We start from the raw sequence: 16,911 nt of genomic DNA on the forward strand, positions 1-16,911 counted from the left end.
ATATTTTTCCAAAAAGCGTTGAAATCTATTGGTTTACCGCTGCAAATCCCGTCGTTCCCTATGTTCCGCTAGAGTGATTTTTGAGTCGATGCACAGCAAGCCGGGCTGCCATAATCCGCCGGGCCGCCGATTTTACCTTTCCCTGCAAGCGAGTTCCCGCACGGTTTCCAGCGGTAATTCCGTTGCGGCGGCAATCTGCTCCGGCGTAAGCACTCCCATAGACAAAAGGTTGCCGGCCGTGGCGTATTTTTCTTTCTCCATACCGCTCGATTCGCCCTCGGCAAAGCCTTCCTTACGGATGCGTTTGATTTCTATTTCGTACTTCATGAACGCCCCCTTGGCGGCACCGTCGGTTTTCAGCTTGAACACCCGTTCGGCAAAGCTCTTCGCCGTCTCCGTGTCCGTTCCGCCTTCCGCTATGTAGTGTAACATGGCCGCCGTTTCCGAATCAAGCTCGTTTTCATACGCTGAGGCATTATAGACGACGGCAAACCGTTCGTCCCGGACGTCGAGCGCAGTGTGCTCGTCGCAGACGGTTCTGAGCGTGTAGCGCGGCAGCCCTTCGCCGAACGGATCCTTCGTGCAGATGAACAGGACGTACAGCTTTTTCAGGTCGTCGTAATCAACGCCGCGCTGTGCGGTGCCGATGTCGATGGAGCTTTGATAATAGCGGATCCGCTTGAACAGGTTCGGCTCGGAGGTCGTCTGCATCTCGACGTTGACGATCTCGTTCGTGGTTTCGAGCAGTACGTCGAGGCGGACGCTTTTGGAGCCGGGGGCGGCGGCGAGGGTTTCCTGCGTGTTGACGTAAGTGATTTCCTTTGCGTCAAGCTTGAGCAGGGTGCGCAGAAGGAGGCGGCACAGTTCGGTGTCGTGAAGCATCGAATAGGCGAAGAAGAAGTCGTTGGTGATGGTAACGTCTTCCCAGCGGGGAAAATCTGCGTTCATGGTCTCTCCTGTATAAAGCCGCTCCGGGCGGAATTTACGATAATCGGCGCGGCTTAACAAATAATCCGCGAGCTGTGGCAACCGGGCAGCGTTAGCCAAAGACGGCGGCCGCGGCGTAGCGACTGGCCGCGGCTCAGCAAATAGCTGCGATTTCCGATAATCAGTACCGTTCACTCGGCATATATATATTATGGGAGAAAATGAAGCGAATTTGATTCGGATTGGCCGCATCGGCTGACTTTCAGGCAAGAATCGGCTGATTTTTCAGGAAAAAATCGGTGTTGGGGGAAGAACACTTCCCTGTTACGAAAAAACACGCATGTTTTTCCGAAGTCGCTTCAAATATGGCGGAGACAGGAAAGCGTCTGTACAGTTGGGAAAAAGCGGCACAGCAGTACAACGCGCTGTATTGATTCATAAAAAATTTTTAAGAGCGGATTACAGTTGATCCAGCCCGGCTTTTGTCAGAATAAAACGTACAGAATCAGGATTAGAATCAGAATCAGTTTTTTTTGAAACGAAATTTTTAACCATGCAGCCTTCAAGCGCTTTTTCCGCTGCAGCCGGATTTTCAAATTGAGAAAGGAGTTCCCTCTTTGACATTATTGCAGAAGAAGCTATGAGCTGAAGCATTTGTTTTTCAAGCGAAGTGGCTGCAAACATACGGTTCTCTATATGATATAGGGATTTAAATTTTATGTCAATTTGCGGCGCAAAAAGGAATATCGCTGCCGTCTTCGAGCAAATAAATATATTCTGATCGCGCTTTCAGCAAAAACAGGCGCCTGACGCGCCGTACCGCTTCTGAAAAGCAAAGTTCGGACAGCGGCACGGTGAATTCGGCACGTCCGTATCCGGCTCGTTCCGGCCGTTTACAATTCCGCTATCGCCTCGATTTCACACAACACGCCTTTAGGCAGCTGTTTAACTGCAACGCAGCTGCGCGCCGGTTTTGAAATGAAATAGCGCGCGTACACTTCATTAAAAACGGCAAAATTTCCCATATCCGATAAAAAACACACGGTTTTTATCACCTTTGAAAAATCGGAACCGGCAGCTGCAAGAACGGCGCCGACGTTTTTGCAACTTTGCTCGGTTTGAGCGGCGATATCGTCCGCAATGGAACCGGTCTGCGGATGCAGCGGAATCTGACCGGACGTATACACCATACCGCCGCTTATCATGCCCTGTGAATACGGCCCGATAGCGCCGGGCGCGTCAGTCGTTTCAATTCGTTTCATAGCGTAAAATCCTCCGCATATAATATAGCACAGTTTCACAAAATCTGTTATAGTAATTCCCTTATGAAACAGACTCTTGTCATAGGTTCTACCGTAGTGGACGTCATCGTGGCCATTCCGCACTTGCCGAGTACCGGCGAAGACATAAACGTCACCGCTCAAACCCAGCGGCTCGGCGGCTGTGCGTACAACGTTTCCAACATGCTGCGCCTTACGGGAACGCCTTACACTTTGTGTTCCCCCGTCGGGAGCGGTTTATACGGCGACTTCGTTGCCGAACGATTGGCTCAGCTCGGAATTCCATGTTTCATCAGACTTGAAAACGTTCCCAACGGCTGCTGCTACTGCATCGTTGAAAACGACGGCGAACGGACGTTTTTATCTCAGCACGGCGCCGAATACGTCTTTTCCCGCTCCTGGATGCACCGCATCGACAGTGAAAGCGCAGACAGCGTGTACATCTGCGGCCTTGAAATCGAAGAACCCACCGGCAGTGAAATCATATTATATCTGGAAGAACATCCCGAATACACCGTATTTTTTGCGCCGGGACCGCGTATCAGCAGCATTCCGCAGGAACGGCTTAACCGGATATTCGCGCTTCATCCGGTGCTGCACCTCAACGACACCGAAGCGGTCGGTTTTACCAAACGCGCGGCGGTTTCCGAAGCGGCCGCGGCGCTCTATGAAAAAACGGGAAACGCAGTCGTCATAACGCAGGGTAAAGACGGTGCGTTCTGCATGGATCGCGGCCGCGGGTTTTCCGTACCCGGATTTCCGGCGGAGGTAGCGGACACGATCGGAGCGGGCGACGCGCACGCAGGCTCGGTCATTGCGTATCTGAAACAGGGTTTTTCCCTTGAAGAATCAGTCCGCCGTGCAAACCGGATCGCCGCCGCAGTCGTTTCCGTAAACGGCGCGACGCTCCCCGACGGGCAATACGCCGCCACCGTGCAAAATTTCGTTCCGGCACTTTGAAACGCCGCGGCAACCGGCGTTCCGGAGAGCTGCGCCGCCGCATTTCACCGGCCGCAGTAAGCCGATGCAACCAGCCGGCGGTAAACCGGCGCACACGCACGCCGCTCACGTATTGCCGTTCTCAACCGTTATGTACTATAATATATCAACACATTAAAGGAGTTTCCTGTGGAAGTTCGCGTTCGCTACGCCCCGTCGCCGACGGGAATGCAGCATATCGGCGGTGTGCGCACCGCATTGTTCAATTATTTATTTGCCCGCGCAAACGGCGGGAAATTCATTTTACGACTTGAAGATACCGACCGCACTCGCTACGGTGAAGAATACGTGCAGAATTTATTCGATACACTCGCATGGCTCGGCATCGAATGGGATGAAGGTCCGGACAAAGGCGGTCCGTACGGTCCGTACGTTCAGTCGGAACGGTTCGCGCTGTACAAAAAACACGCCGACGAACTGGTTGAAAAAGGTCAGGCGTACTACTGTTTCTGCGACGCGGAACGGCTGGAACGCATCCGCACCATCCAAACGATGAACAAAATGCCCCCCGGATACGACCGCAGCTGCCGCCATTTAACGGCGGAAGAAATCAAGGCGAATATCGACGCGGGAAAGCCCTACGTTATCCGGCTTAAAGTGCCACTTGAAGGCGTTACCCGTTTTCACGACGCGCTTTTAGGCGATATCGAATGGAAAAACGAAGACATAAATCCCGACCCCGTTCTGCTCAAAAGCGACGGTTTTCCGACCTATCATCTGGCGAACATCGTGGACGATCACTTTATGAAAATCACGCACGTCATGCGCGCGCAGGAATGGATTCCGTCGACGCCGCTTCACGTACTGATGTATCGGGCGTTCGGATGGGAGCCGCCGCAGTTCTGCCACCTGCCGATGGTTATGGGGCAGGACGGGCAAAAATTGTCAAAACGCCACGGTGCGACGAGCGTAAACGAATTCCGCGCACGCGGATATATTCCCGAAGCGCTCATCAATTACGTTTCGATGCTCGGCTGTTCGTACGAAGACGGGCGCGACCTGTATTCGCTTGCCGATTTTGAGAAATTGTTCAAAATCGAACATCTGAACAAAGCGCCCGCCGTGTTCGACTACAAAAAACTCGAATGGTTTAACGGACAGTACATGCGCCTGATGAGCGACGAAGCGCTGTACCGGGCTACCCTGCCGTTCCTCACCGGAACGGGAGACGCTGCGATTCCCGTAAACGCTACGGAACAATTTCCCGCACCCAAAGTCGGCCCGGACGTTTCGGGCGTTTCGCTCGACGAAAACGGAGCACCGATAGCTGAAGGGCTGACGTCCGCTCAGACCAAAGAAAAACTTCTGCAGCTCATGCCGCTCATCAAGGAACGGCTGCACTTTTTGTGCGACGCGGCGGAAATGGTGCGCTTTCTGTTTACCGAACCCGCCGTTCCGCCGATCGACCAGATCGTTCCCAAAAAACTCGACGCAGCAAAGACGAAGGAAGTGCTTGAAGCATCAATCGATTTCATACAGGCGATTCCGTCGCTCGATCACGAAGCGGCCGAAGAACTCGCGCGGAAAACGGCGGAAAATCTGGGAATTAAACTGGGCGATTTCATGATGCCCATCCGCATGGCCGTAACCGGAAGCCGCGTCAGTCCGCCGCTTATGGGTTCGATTGCAATACTCGGCGCAGACCGGGCCGTTGAGCGCACGCGAAAAACGCTCGAATTGTTTAAATAAAAAGAAGCGCGCGTCCGAAGCGGAGGAGCATTTTCATCTTTCGGACGGGCGCTTCACGTACAACTGATAAAACGAAAGGCAGCCTGAAAATTATCGGAAATCGGACCGCCTATCGTACTCTGAGGAGCCGGAAAAGTCGTTCAAGCGATACGCTTCAGGACTTTCCCGGTTCCTTGTTTTTTACAGATCCGATTTCGTGATGATCGAAACACCGGTATCGAAATACGACGGAGAAACTTTTTCACCGGCGAGTACTTTCGCCGCAGATTTCACGCCTTCATATCCCATGCGGTACGGATTCTGCGCCATAATGCACAGCAGCGCGCCGTTTTTTACCAGCGATTTGTTCATATCGGAAGCATCGGAACCGCAGCCGACGACGTTTTTGCCCGCAGCTTCTTTTACCGCGTTACCGACTCCGACCGTCGAACCTTCGTTCGCACCGTAAACGGCGACGCATCCCTGCGTAATGAAGTTCGCAGCCATATCTTTGGCAACGGCAGCGTCACCCTGACAATACTGCGTTTCGAGCAGCGTAAAAGCGGTTCCTTCAAACGCGTCGCGGAAACCGAATTCGCGCTGATTGCAGGATTCGGTTGCGGCGTTAACGCCTATAATACCGATCATACCTTTGGCAACACCTTTGGAAGCCAAATCCTTGATCAGCGTTTCACCGACCTGACGTCCGCCGGCACGGTTGTCGGTTGCAAGCAGCTGTTCACCGGGAAAATCGGCGGCGGAGTCTACGTATACGATTTTAACACCGGCGGCGGCAGCTTCTTTCAAAGCGGACGTAACCGCGTCGGGACCGTTCGCGGCGAGCAGGATGCAATCCGCACCGGCGGCGACCGCGTTGTTAACGCATTCGATCTGTTTCGCGTCGTCCTTTACATCGGGAGCAAGCCATTTATACTGGATATTTCCCAATTCCTTTACCGCAGCTTGTGCGCCGGCGTCAACCTGCACCCAGTGCTGATCCATTTGATCCATCGTAATGAGGAATACTTTTTTCTTTCCGGAATCTTTGGTTCCGCCGGCAAACAACGTCGCACCTGACACCATCAGCGCGGCTGCAACAAATAACGCCTTTTTCATAAAAACTCCTTTTGCGTTTCCGCATCTTATATTCAGAATCGTTCCGAAAGCGTAAAATCGGGAACGGTTCCTTTTACCGTTTTTTGCCGCCCTTTTTGGGAGCGCGGCCGCGTACCACTATGTCGAGCAGAACGGAAACGACGACGATGCAGCCGATGACGATGTTTCTGATAGCAACCGGCGCACCGGCAAACTGTAATCCGTTCTGCAGCACCGCCCAAATCGACGCACCGACCACCGTGCCCAGCAGAATACCCTGCCCGCCGAGCGTCGAAATTCCGCCGATAACGGACGCGGCGACCGCGTACATTTCATACGCCGAACCGGCGTCCATCGCGCCCATACCGGCCGACGCGCACTGTATCAGACCGACCACGCACGCACAGAAAGCCGAAACCAAAAACGTTTTGGTAACCGTTCCGAGCAAGTTCACACCGCTCAGTTTTGCCGCTTCTGGATTGCTGCCCACCGCGTATATGTAGCGGCCGCTCCTCGTCTTACTCAAAATGAAGTTAAAAATCGCCCACAACAATACGGAAATCCAAATCGTATTGAACAGCCCGAACGTTTTTCCGTAATAGAAAAAATCACGGAATCCCTGCGCGGCTTCACCGATACTGTTCGTGTTGTAGTTGTTGTTCACTATCTGCGCGATACCGCGAGCAACGGTCATCGTACCCAGCGTCGCAATGAACGGCGGAATTTTAAATCCGGCTACGAGATACCCGTTTATCAAACCGATCAGCAGACAACACACCAGCGTAATCGCGACGGATACCCACGGATTCACGCCCTTGGTCATCAGCGTCGCACTTATCATCGTAGACATCCCGACGACCGAACCGATGGAAAGATCGATGTTTCCGGTAATCAGTACGTACGACTGCCCGATACCGATAATCAGAATCGGCGCGATCTGACGCAGTAAATTGCTGACATTCCGGCCGGAAAAGAACGTCGGGTTGATAATGCCGAATACGAGACACAACACCGCAAGTCCCGCCGTAACGGTCAGTACCTGCCCGGTACCGCGCGCCATACCCAATTTTTTCTTCGCAATCGTGTTCATATAATACCCCTTACAATTCCGCGTGAGCGGCGCCCTTATACGGCAAGTTTGTTTTCAAAACTGGTCGCCAACGTCAGGATTTTTTCCTGCGTCGCTTCCGCCCCCGGCAATTCTCCGGTTATCCGCCCGTCGCACATAACCAGTATACGATCGGCGAACCCCATAACTTCGGGCATTTCGGACGAAACGAACAATACGCCGACCCCTTGCAGTTTCAATTCGTTCATCAGATTGTAGATTTCCACCTTAGCGGCAACGTCGATGCCGCGCGTCGGCTCGTCGAACATAACGACGCGGAACGACCTGCCCATCCATTTGGCAACGACGACTTTCTGCTGATTGCCGCCGGAAAGAGTGGCCGCGTTCACTTCGGCAGAAGGCAGCTTGATCCGCAGATTTTCAACGCCGGTCCGTACCATCGCCGCCTCTTTTTTCCGGTTTACCATGCCGATCTTGTTGCACAGCAGATCAAGATTCGGCAGCGCGATGTTTTCACGTACCGGCAGCTTCGTACAAAGACCGTCCTTTTTACGGTCTTCGGGTGCGAGCACGATCCCGTGCCTGATCGCGTCGAGCGGCTTACGAACGGTAATCGGTTTCCCGTCCAGACGGATATCTCCCGAATCGATGCGGTCGATTCCGAACAGCGCGCGCGTCAGTTCCGTACGGCCGGCGCCCATCAGCCCCGCGATGCCCACGATTTCACCCGCGCGTACCTGAAAAGACACGTCGCGAACCAGCGGCCCGGCGCAGAGGTTACGCACGTCGAGCACCGTTTCGCCCACCGGACATCTGATCCGCGGATACTTTTCCTTGATTTCCCGCCCCACCATGTGCGAGATGATCGACTCCATATCGAAATCGGCAAATTCACCCGACGTGATAAACTTTCCGTCGCGCATGATGGTTACGTCGTCAACGATATGCTTCAATTCTTCCAGCCGATGCGAAATGTAGACGATCGCGCAGCCTTCACTTTTAAGCTGCTTGATGATAGCGAACAGTTCGTTGATTTCCTTGCTGGTCAAGGCGCTCGTCGGCTCGTCCATGATCAGTACTTTCGCGTTGATCGAAAGTGCTTTCGCGATTTCAACCATTTGCTGTTTCGACACCGGCAATTCGTCAACCAGCGTATCCGCTTGAATATCGCAGCCGAGTTTTGCAAGAATGGTTTCCGCCGCTTTATTCATGGCCGCAGTATCTACGATAAAACCCTTTTTGAATTTTTCCCGTCCCAAAAAGATGTTTTCCGCAACGGTCAAATGCCGGCACAAATTGAGTTCCTGATGGATAATCGCAATGCCTTTTTCCTTCGCCGTATTCGGATTCAGGACGTCAACCTGCTCACCGAACAGCGTAACGGTTCCGCCGTCGCGGCCGTAGATACCGCTCAGTATTTTCATCAGCGTCGACTTTCCGGCGCCGTTTTCTCCGAGGAGCGCCATCACCCGCCCCGGCTTCAAACTCAAGGAAACACCGTCAAGCGCCTTTACGCCGGGAAACGATTTGCAGATACCTTCCATCCGTACGATGACTTCATTCATATACACATCCTCATTTGCAGCGGTCAAGGCGCTTGATGCATTCGGCAAGCGCCCGTCCGGTATGATACATACCTTTCCAGGGATTTCCCAGATTTGAAATCAGCGGAACTCCGGAACGGCTGAGCAATTGGCGGCTTTCACCGAGTTTGTGGTTCATAAAATACGCGTGAATGAAATCCCACGTACCGGCAAACGCCTTAAAATATTTTTCGTCTCCGAACAGAATGTATCCGTTCAGAAAACCGGTCATGGACTCAAAATTCTGCCACCATTCTTTGTCGTATACGAGCGCTTTCCGATCCGCGACCCCGTCTCTATAAACACCGCCGAACTCGTAGTCGTAACCGTACGTCAGCGCGTGATCGAGCAAACGCTGCAGCAACACGTTGTCGCAGAGCGTACGCTCGTTCAGTACCGTCAGCGCCAAATCCGCAAGCCAGCTCAATTCCGTATTGTGTCCGTAACTGGTCGTATCAGTCGGCGCGTCGATTTTTTCCCCTGCTTCACGCTCCGCATTCCAGGTGCGTTTTATATTGATTGCCGGCAGTTTATTGAAATCCAAATCAAACTGATTGTATCCGTATCCTTTTTCCGCGTTGACCATGCGACGTACGATCAAATCGTACACTTCGCGCAGTTTCCGGGCATGAATGGATTCGCCGGACGCCAAATACAGCGTAGTGTATGCCTCAAGCAAATGCATGTGAATGTCGAGCGATTTGCGGTCGCCGGCAAAGTCGCCCGCCGGCGACAGTTTCCAATTGCGCTCGATGTTTTCATAATAGCCGCCGCGCAGCGTGTCCGTCGCGTACTTTTGCAAACAATCGAATCCCCTGCACGCATATTCAAGCGCTTTTACATCTTTACTCATCAGATAATATTCCGACAATGCGTAAATGGCGAAGCTTTGCCCGTACGTCAGTTTAGCCGGATCACGCACGGACGCGTCCCGATTCAACAGCCAGTAAAATCCGCCGAATTCCGGATCCCAAAATCGCTCTGTCAAAAAACGCGCGCCCTGCGCGGCGGCTTCTTTCATTGTCGCTTTATCCTGTTCGCGGGCGAACGGAATTAAATTTGAAAAACCCCACACCATACGACTCTGCGTAACGATGTTCTTTTCAAGTTCACCGAACAGTTCCCCGTTTTCATCAAAGCTGGTCAGATAACCGCCGAACTGCGAGTCCACGGCCCGTTCAAGCCAAAACGGAATCAGTTTATCCCGTAATATTCCGGATAACTCTTTCTTATATTCTCCGGCATTCTTCATATAGCCTCCTGTAAAATACGAGTCTTCAGCCGCCGAATTGAACCGGTTCAATTAACGGTCAAAAAAAAAATCACCTTTGCGCAATCGACTTGCGGAGTACCACGCGCGGTTCAAGATACACCGGCTCCGCAACGGTTGCATCTCCGTTTATCTGACGGAACAGATTTTCAACCGCAATACGGCTCATCTGTTCCAAAGGCTGATGCACCGTCGACAACGGAGTTTCCTGCAAGCCCGAAACCGAAATATCGTCGTAGCCTGCAACCGACACGTCTTCCGGAACCCGAACGCCGCACGCATGCAGACTGCTCACGATCCCCATAGCCATCACGTCGTTGATTGCAAGGATCGCGTCGATCTTCTGCGAAAAATACACTTTCCGTATCGCATCGTAACCGCCTTGAAAACTCATGGACAGCGTCGTGATTATCCGATCGGCCGAAAACGGTATGTTCCGATCCCGATGCGCCTGAACGAATCCCCGGATGCGTTCCTCGAACGGCACGAGTTCGGGATTACCGGAAATCAGAATGATATGCCGGTGTCCGGAATCCAGCAGCTGCAAAGTCAAATCATACGAACCTTTGCACAAATCGGTCATCACACAGTTCGCTTCGACACCTTTGTAATAGCTCGAAATGAACACGAACGGAAAGGTATCTTTTATCAGCGTCCGAATGTGTGTCAACTCGGGTGCGTTTTCAACGACGGGCACGATGATTAAACCGTCGATCCCCCGATCGATGAATTGCCGGATCAGCTTCGCTTCCTGAGCGCTCGATTCGTTGCTCAGGCCGAACATCAGCGCGTTGCCGCGGCGTTCGACTTCTTTCTGCAAATACCCCGCCATTTCGCCGAAAAACGAGTTAAGCAAATCGGGAACCAGAAAGCCAATCGTGTGTGAGGATGAAAGACTGAACGACCGCGCGTACGGATTACGGTGATAATCGAGCTGCGCAACGGCGTCAAGAACCAACTGCTTGGTCTGCGCCGAAATGCGCGGAGAATCGTTCATCGCCATAGACGCAGTGCCGACCGAAACGCCGGCCAACGCCGCCACATCTTTTATGGTCGTCTTTGCCACACAAACTCCTTTCGTGGAACCGATTGCTGAATCACTTGTCAAACAGTAGTTGAACCGATTCAATAGTTGTATTGTAACCCCGAATTTTCGAGCTGTCAATCTTTTTTTTCAAAAAAATACAAATTTACGGAAGGCACTGCGAAACGGGACGGAAATCTGGGCGTTATTCAATCTCCAGAGCGTTATCCGTTCTCCGGATCTCTTCCCCAGAAAAAAAGAGAGAGCCGATCAGCTCCCGCCTGCGTTTTTCCGCTACAAATAAAAAAGGACTGTCCGCAAGCACGTATACTTGAAACAGTCCCGTTTAGTGGGCCCACCTGGACTTGAACCAGGGACCGACGGATTATGAGTCCGCAGCTCTAACCAACTGAGCTATAGGCCCGAAGCCTTTTTATGATAGCACAAAAAGAAGCTTCGGGTCAAGACTACCGAACGGCATTCTTGCCGGCATAACGCTTACGCGCTTTTTCTAGCGAGCAGACGCATCGAATTCAGCACGGCAAGGAACGAAACGCCTACGTCCGCAAAAACGGCGGCCCACATGGAAGCAAAGCCCGCCGCACCCAGCAGCAAAATCAGCGCTTTTACGCCCAACGCAAAAACGATATTCTGCGTAACGATACGCCGTGTTTTACGGGCGATTCCGACCGCTTCGGGAATCTTCGACGGTTCGTCGGTCATAATCACCATGTCGGCGGCTTCTATGGCAGCATCGGACCCGAGCGCCCCCATGGCGATTCCCACGTCGGCACGCGCCAGTACGGGTGCGTCGTTTATACCGTCGCCGGCAAACAGCAGCGTTTCCCGCTTCGTGCTGCCGCCGGGAGCTGCCGCGAGCAGTGCTTCAACTTTTGCAACCTTATCTCCCGGCATCAGATCGGCGTAAACCGTATCGATACCGAGCATTTCCGCCGTCTTCCGCCCGGACACTTCGGTATCACCGGTCAGCATGACCGTCCGCTTCACTCCGTACGATTTCAGCGCCGCAATCGCCTGAGCAGCATCGCTTTTCACTTCGTCGGAAATGACGATGTGCCCCGCGTACGAACCGTCCACCGCAACGTGAACCACCGTTCCCCCGTCGGCAGCGGCGCACGCTTCGGGAGACCGGACGTCGTCGCCGACATCGGAAAACCCGGTAACCGTAAAAGCGCGCATCAGCTTATTGTTGCCGACTAGTACCGCGCGGCCGTCCAAAACGGCACTGATCCCCTGCCCCGAAATCTCTTTTACGTCGCTTAAACTGACTGCGGCACAGCAATCGCACGACGTTTCGGAACAATCACCGCACATCTCTTCCGTATGCGCGTTTTTCAGCGAAACGGAAATGGGATGATTTGAATACTTTTCGGCATGCGCGGCAAGCGCAACCAGTTCACGTGCGGGAACCCGAACGGGATCCGCCGGATGTACCGCCGTAACTTTAAACACGCCCTTCGTCAGCGTTCCGGTCTTATCGAATACGGCCGTTCCCGTACGGGCGAGCGCTTCAAGATAGTTGCTGCCTTTGACCAAAATACCTCGGCGCGACGCCGCTCCGATACCGCCGAAGAACCCGAGCGGAACGGATATGACGAGCGCGCACGGACACGATACGACGAGGAAAATCAAGGCGCGAGACACCCAAGTGCTCCATTCGGCTCCGGGAACGACCAGCGGCGGAACGAGCGCAAGCAACACTGCGGAAACCGTTACGAGCGGCGTATATACCTTCGCAAATCGCGTGATAAAACGTTCCGTCACGGCTTTTTTACTGCCCGCGTGTTCCACCAGATCGAGTATGCGGGCAATGGCGGAATCCCCGGCGGATTTTGAAGTCCGTATCCGAAGCACGCCGTTCGTATTTATACAGCCGCCCAAAACCTCGTCTCCCGCCGCGACTTCCCGCGGAACGGATTCTCCGGTCAGCGCCGACATATCGACGAAGCTCGAGCCGCTTTCAACGACTCCGTCAAGCGCGATACGCTCGCCCGGCCTGACTTCTATCAATTCTCCCGGACTGACCGTTTCGGGAGCCACCGTCAGTACGATTCCGCCGCGTACGACGCCGACCGTATCGGGGCGCAATTCCATCAGAGCCGATATCGACCGGCGCGATTTTCCGAGCGCGTATTCCTGAAAGTATTCTCCGATCTGATAAAACAGCATGACGGCGGCAGCTTCGGGATATTCGCCGATAACGAACGCCCCCACGGACGCAATCGTCATCAGAAAGTTTTCATCAAAAATCTCACCGCGAAAAATGTTTTTTACCGCGTTCAGCAAAACGGGAAATCCCGCAAGCAAAAATGAAACGGCCACGAGGGCAAACCGGATGACCGCAATCGGAGAATCGGGCCTCCCGTCGCGAACGCCGCCAGCCGCTCCGACGATCAACGCGGCGGCAAAGAAAACCGCGCTCGCAATAATCCTATACAGCGTTCCGCGCCCGTCGGTATGTTCTCCGTGCAAATCCGATCCGCAGCCGCAGCCGCAGCCGCAGCCACCGCACGATTCTGCGGCGGTTTCTTCGCCGCACTTACATTCCTGTGATTCCATATACACTCCTATTCCGCAATATGTTCCATTCCCTGGCTTAAAATCGACGTAATATGTCCGTCCGAAAGTGAATAAAACAAAACCTTTCCTTCCCGCCGGAATTTCACCAATCCGTTCGTTTTCAGCACGCGCAGCTGATGCGAAATGGCCGACTGCGTCATGCCGAGCAGCACCGCAATATCGAACACGCACATTTCGCTTTCCAGCAGTGCGAACAATATTTTTACCCGCGTCGTATCACCGAATATTTTAAATAATTCAGCCAAATCGAACAGCATTTCTTCCGCCGGCATTTTTTCATTCATGCGGCTGACTTCGTCCCCGTGCATATGCATGAACTCGGCCGGTTCCGTTCCGTTTTCCGTCCCGCTCATATTCACCTCCATACAAACATATATACATATGAACAATTGTTCATATGTATATAATACAAATCTGCCTGAGGTCTGTCAAGCCGAAATAAAAAAAAGACTGCCCGAAAACTCACGTTTCAGGCAGTCTTTTATCGGTTTTCGGAATGAATCCGAAACCATACGATACTTATTTTTCAGCGATAAGCAGTGTTTTTGAATCGAGTTTCAAACCGGATGCTTTAACGGTCGCATCACGCAGTTTCAAAACGGCGAGTTCAATCATATCCGGCTTCGGATTTAAATGAAGCACGGCGGCAAACAGCGCGGCAAAATCGGGCTTCACAGTTGAAGCCAAATCGGTACCTTCAGAGGAGGCACTGAACCACACGGCAACGCCTGCTTCCTTCGCATACGACGCGACACATTTTATATCGTCCGCGGATACTTTCGATAAATCGATTCCGTCGATAACGAGACAAGCGGTAGCGATACCGCCCTCCGCCAGCGCTTTGACCGTTTTGACAACCTGCGGCAGCGTGATCGCATCCTGATTGAAGTTCAGAATGATCCGCTTCCGCACGAGTTCGTTCACCAGATCGGAAACGTTTGAAATATTCTTTTTCTTTGCAATTTCAGTAAAAATATCCTGATACCAAGTAATGACGTTTGAAGACTGCTGGTCAAAAGAAACGTGAACGACCTGTTTATCCTGCAGCAGCGTGTCAACGCCGAACTGAACAAGAACGGAAGTCTTTCCAAGACCTTTTTTCGCTGTCAGCAATCCCAATTCACCGGCTTTCAGGCCGCCGTCCGTTGCCTTGTCAAAACAGCGGATAGGGCTGCGTTCAAAGAGTTCATCCTTAATCATGGTTCCTCCTATTTATTCTGTTCCTTTCTGCGTTTTTCTTCATATTCCTTAATGAGCGTATCTGCAATGCTGTTCGGAACTTTACCGTATTTCAGGAATTCCATCGAAAATTCCGCCTTTCCCTGAGTCAGAGACCGAAGGATGGTAGAAAATCCGAACATTTCGCTCAGCGGAACTTCCGAATCGACACGAGAGAACGTACCGTCTTCCGTTGAAGAAACTATGATACCGCGGCGCTGGTTGATAACGGCGAAGATATTTCCCTGAAATTCAGTCGGACCTTCAATAGAAACTTTCATGATCGGTTCAAGAATAACCGGTTTCGCCTTCGCATACGCTTCGCGGAAAGCACCCATAGCGGCTACCTGGAACGCAATGTCCGAAGAGTCAACGGGGTGCGACTGACCGTCGTTAATCGTGCATTTCACACCGACGATCGGGAATCCGATCAAAGAACCTTTCGCCAGCGAAGCACGGAATCCCTTATCACAAGAAGGAATATATTCGTTCGGAATCGAACCGCCCTTGATCGCATCAACGAATTCGTAATCTTTTTCTTCAAGCGGTTCCATAAAACCGGCAACGCGGCCGTACTGTCCCGAACCACCCGTCTGCTTTTTGTGCGTATAGTTGAAATCGGCACGCTGCGTGATAGATTCGCGGTACGCAACCTGCGGCATACCGGTTTCCACTTCACACTTGTACTCGCGTTTCATACGTTCAATATAGACGTCGAGGTGCAGTTCTCCCATACCTTTGATGATCGTCTGATTCGATTCCGGATCGACGTACGTCTGGAACGTGGGGTCTTCTTTCGTAAAGCGGTTGAGCGCTTTTGCCATCTGGTCCGCAGATTTCTTGTCTTTCGGCGTAATGGCAAGAGAAATAACCGGTTCGGGAACGTACATACTCGACATCGCGTAATTCAATCCGCCGCCGCAGAACGTATCGCCCGACGCACAGTCGATGCCGAACAGCGCGACGATATCACCGGGAACACCTTCGTTAATATCTTCCATACTCGCGGAATTCATGCGGACGAGACGTCCGACCTTGAACTTTTTGCGGGCACGGGTATTGTACAATTCATCGCCTTTCTTGAGACATCCCTGATAAATGCGGACGTACGTAAGCTGACCGTACTGGCCGTCTTCAAGTTTGAAACCCAGAGAAACGCACGGTTTGCTTTCATCGGGAATCAATTCAACCTGCTCTTCGTTCTTATCAAGATCGAGCGCGTAGTTTTTAACTTCCGTCGGATTGGGCAAATAACTGACGACACCGTCGAGCAACGGCTGAATACCCTTGTTTTTGTACGCAGAACCGAGGAATACGGGCACGAACTGTTCAGCCAAAGTACCCTTACGGATGGCGGATCTGATCATGTCTTCGGAAGGATTTCCTTCCAGCACGGCTTCCATCAGTTCGTCGCTGAACATGGATGCCGCTTCCAGCAATTCTTCGCGGTATTTGTTCGCATCGTCAACGAGGTGCGCGGGGATTTCGGCCATACGGATCTCCGTTCCGCCTTCACCTTCAAAATACAGCGCTTTCATCGTGATAAGGTCGACGACGCCTTCCAGCTTGTCTTCCAATCCGATCGGGATCTGCATCATATACGCATTCAATCCCAATTTTTCACGCAGCTGCATCCGAACTTTAAACGGGTTCGCTCCGGTACGGTCGCACTTGTTTACGAACGCGATGCGCGGAACGTGATAGCGTTTCAACTGGCGGTCTACGGTGATAGACTGTGACTGAACGCCGCCGACAGAACAAAGAACAAGGATCGCTCCGTCGAGAACGCGCAAAGAGCGCTCAACTTCTACTGTAAAGTCTACGTGACCGGGTGTGTCAATAACATTAACCGTGTAATCTTTCCATTGAACCTGTGTTGATGCAGACTGGATGGTAATACCGCGTTCGCGTTCCAGTTCCATGTTATCCATGACAGCACCGACACCGTCTTTACCGCGGACTTCATGAATTGCATGAATCTTATCGCAATAAAAAAGAATACGTTCAGACAGGGTTGTTTTACCTGAGTCGATGTGGGCACTGATACCGATATTCCTCATCTTGGAAATATCAAAACTCATTTTGTATCTACCTCTCAAAATTGGTTTGCGTAATAGAGTAAACTAAATCACCATAGTGTACCCTAAACTGCAAAGAGTATCAAGAGGTTACAATAA

The 16,911-nt window shown here is 52.3% G+C and carries 14 protein-coding genes and 1 tRNA gene; 2 read left to right on the plus strand and 13 right to left on the minus strand.

The features are described from left to right. Window positions 1-132: 132 nt before the first annotated feature. The 3 genes from TREBR_RS10615 to TREBR_RS10625 all read right to left on the minus strand — a co-directional run bounded on the left by TREBR_RS10615 (window position 133) and on the right by TREBR_RS10625 (window position 2,189). The gene (locus TREBR_RS10615) at window positions 133-948 is read right to left on the minus strand and encodes an Rpn family recombination-promoting nuclease/putative transposase (RefSeq protein ID WP_013759177.1); all 816 of its coding nucleotides are present in this window, start codon (window positions 946-948) and stop codon (window positions 133-135) included. A gap of 438 nt (window positions 949-1,386) precedes the next feature. After that, window positions 1,387-1,611 carry a hypothetical protein gene (locus TREBR_RS10620; RefSeq protein ID WP_013759178.1) on the minus strand — a complete coding sequence of 75 codons (225 nt, stop codon included), beginning with the start codon at window positions 1,609-1,611 and terminating at the stop codon, window positions 1,387-1,389. Between the two features lie 209 nt (window positions 1,612-1,820). Beyond that, complete coding sequence (locus tag TREBR_RS10625) at window positions 1,821-2,189, minus strand: RidA family protein (RefSeq protein WP_013759179.1); 369 nt, start codon at window positions 2,187-2,189, stop codon at window positions 1,821-1,823. Between the two features lie 63 nt (window positions 2,190-2,252). On the opposite strand from TREBR_RS10625, the gene TREBR_RS10630 reads away from it, so the two are divergent. Then, window positions 2,253-3,167, plus strand: a complete 915-nt coding sequence (locus TREBR_RS10630) for a PfkB family carbohydrate kinase (RefSeq protein WP_013759180.1) — start codon at window positions 2,253-2,255, stop codon at window positions 3,165-3,167. A gap of 168 nt (window positions 3,168-3,335) precedes the next feature. Beyond that, a complete protein-coding gene (gene gltX, locus TREBR_RS10635; RefSeq protein ID WP_013759181.1) occupies window positions 3,336-4,895 on the plus strand; it encodes a glutamate--tRNA ligase in 1,560 nt (519 codons plus the stop codon). A 180-nt stretch (window positions 4,896-5,075) separates the two neighbouring features. On the opposite strand, the gene TREBR_RS10640 is transcribed toward gltX, so the two are convergent. The 10 genes from TREBR_RS10640 to fusA all read right to left on the minus strand — a co-directional run bounded on the left by TREBR_RS10640 (window position 5,076) and on the right by fusA (window position 16,815). Then, window positions 5,076-5,990 carry a substrate-binding domain-containing protein gene (locus TREBR_RS10640; RefSeq protein WP_013759182.1) on the minus strand — a complete coding sequence of 305 codons (915 nt, stop codon included), beginning with the start codon at window positions 5,988-5,990 and terminating at the stop codon, window positions 5,076-5,078. Window positions 5,991-6,063: 73 nt separating this feature from the next. Further along, window positions 6,064-7,059: an ABC transporter permease gene (locus tag TREBR_RS10645; protein WP_013759183.1), complete on the minus strand. Its 996-nt coding sequence runs from the start codon at window positions 7,057-7,059 to the stop codon at window positions 6,064-6,066. Window positions 7,060-7,094: 35 nt separating this feature from the next. Next, window positions 7,095-8,603, minus strand: coding sequence for a sugar ABC transporter ATP-binding protein (locus TREBR_RS10650; protein WP_013759184.1), 1,509 nt, complete (start codon window positions 8,601-8,603; stop codon window positions 7,095-7,097). A 10-nt stretch (window positions 8,604-8,613) separates the two neighbouring features. Continuing rightward, window positions 8,614-9,873: an AGE family epimerase/isomerase gene (locus tag TREBR_RS10655; protein WP_013759185.1), complete on the minus strand. Its 1,260-nt coding sequence runs from the start codon at window positions 9,871-9,873 to the stop codon at window positions 8,614-8,616. A gap of 70 nt (window positions 9,874-9,943) precedes the next feature. After that, complete coding sequence (locus TREBR_RS10660) at window positions 9,944-10,957, minus strand: LacI family DNA-binding transcriptional regulator (RefSeq protein ID WP_013759186.1); 1,014 nt, start codon at window positions 10,955-10,957, stop codon at window positions 9,944-9,946. 308 nt (window positions 10,958-11,265) lie between these two features. Beyond that, window positions 11,266-11,339, minus strand: a tRNA-Ile gene (locus TREBR_RS10665). Window positions 11,340-11,413: 74 nt separating this feature from the next. After that, the gene (locus TREBR_RS10670; RefSeq protein WP_013759187.1) at window positions 11,414-13,495 is read right to left on the minus strand and encodes a heavy metal translocating P-type ATPase; all 2,082 of its coding nucleotides are present in this window, start codon (window positions 13,493-13,495) and stop codon (window positions 11,414-11,416) included. An 8-nt stretch (window positions 13,496-13,503) separates the two neighbouring features. Beyond that, window positions 13,504-13,830 (minus strand): ArsR/SmtB family transcription factor, encoded by a 327-nt coding sequence (locus tag TREBR_RS10675; RefSeq protein WP_425358337.1) that lies wholly within the window; start codon window positions 13,828-13,830, stop codon window positions 13,504-13,506. Between the two features lie 205 nt (window positions 13,831-14,035). After that, window positions 14,036-14,716 (minus strand): ATPase domain-containing protein, encoded by a 681-nt coding sequence (locus TREBR_RS10680; protein WP_013759189.1) that lies wholly within the window; start codon window positions 14,714-14,716, stop codon window positions 14,036-14,038. An 8-nt stretch (window positions 14,717-14,724) separates the two neighbouring features. After that, window positions 14,725-16,815: an elongation factor G gene (gene fusA, locus TREBR_RS10685; RefSeq protein WP_013759190.1), complete on the minus strand. Its 2,091-nt coding sequence runs from the start codon at window positions 16,813-16,815 to the stop codon at window positions 14,725-14,727. Window positions 16,816-16,911: the final 96 nt, after the last annotated feature.

This window comes from Treponema brennaborense DSM 12168, assembly GCF_000212415.1.
Taxonomy (GTDB): Bacteria; Spirochaetota; Spirochaetia; order Treponematales; family Treponemataceae; genus Treponema_F; species Treponema_F brennaborense.

Excerpts from the sequence above, each read along its gene's own strand:
- TREBR_RS10615 (WP_013759177.1), bottom strand. The coding sequence starts at position 948 with ATGAACGCAGATTTTCCCCGCTGGGAAGACGTTACCATCACCAACGAC.
- TREBR_RS10620 (WP_013759178.1), bottom strand. The coding sequence starts at position 1,611 with ATGTTTGCAGCCACTTCGCTTGAAAAACAAATGCTTCAGCTCATAGCT.
- TREBR_RS10625 (WP_013759179.1), bottom strand. The coding sequence starts at position 2,189 with ATGAAACGAATTGAAACGACTGACGCGCCCGGCGCTATCGGGCCGTAT.
- TREBR_RS10630 (WP_013759180.1), top strand. The coding sequence starts at position 2,253 with ATGAAACAGACTCTTGTCATAGGTTCTACCGTAGTGGACGTCATCGTG.
- TREBR_RS10640 (WP_013759182.1), bottom strand. The coding sequence starts at position 5,990 with ATGAAAAAGGCGTTATTTGTTGCAGCCGCGCTGATGGTGTCAGGTGCG.
- TREBR_RS10645 (WP_013759183.1), bottom strand. The coding sequence starts at position 7,059 with ATGAACACGATTGCGAAGAAAAAATTGGGTATGGCGCGCGGTACCGGG.
- TREBR_RS10650 (WP_013759184.1), bottom strand. The coding sequence starts at position 8,603 with ATGAATGAAGTCATCGTACGGATGGAAGGTATCTGCAAATCGTTTCCC.
- TREBR_RS10655 (WP_013759185.1), bottom strand. The coding sequence starts at position 9,873 with ATGAAGAATGCCGGAGAATATAAGAAAGAGTTATCCGGAATATTACGG.
- TREBR_RS10670 (WP_013759187.1), bottom strand. The coding sequence starts at position 13,495 with ATGGAATCACAGGAATGTAAGTGCGGCGAAGAAACCGCCGCAGAATCG.
- TREBR_RS10675 (WP_425358337.1), bottom strand. The coding sequence starts at position 13,830 with ATGCATATGCACGGGGACGAAGTCAGCCGCATGAATGAAAAAATGCCG.
- TREBR_RS10680 (WP_013759189.1), bottom strand. The coding sequence starts at position 14,716 with ATGATTAAGGATGAACTCTTTGAACGCAGCCCTATCCGCTGTTTTGAC.
- fusA (WP_013759190.1), bottom strand. The coding sequence starts at position 16,815 with ATGAGTTTTGATATTTCCAAGATGAGGAATATCGGTATCAGTGCCCAC.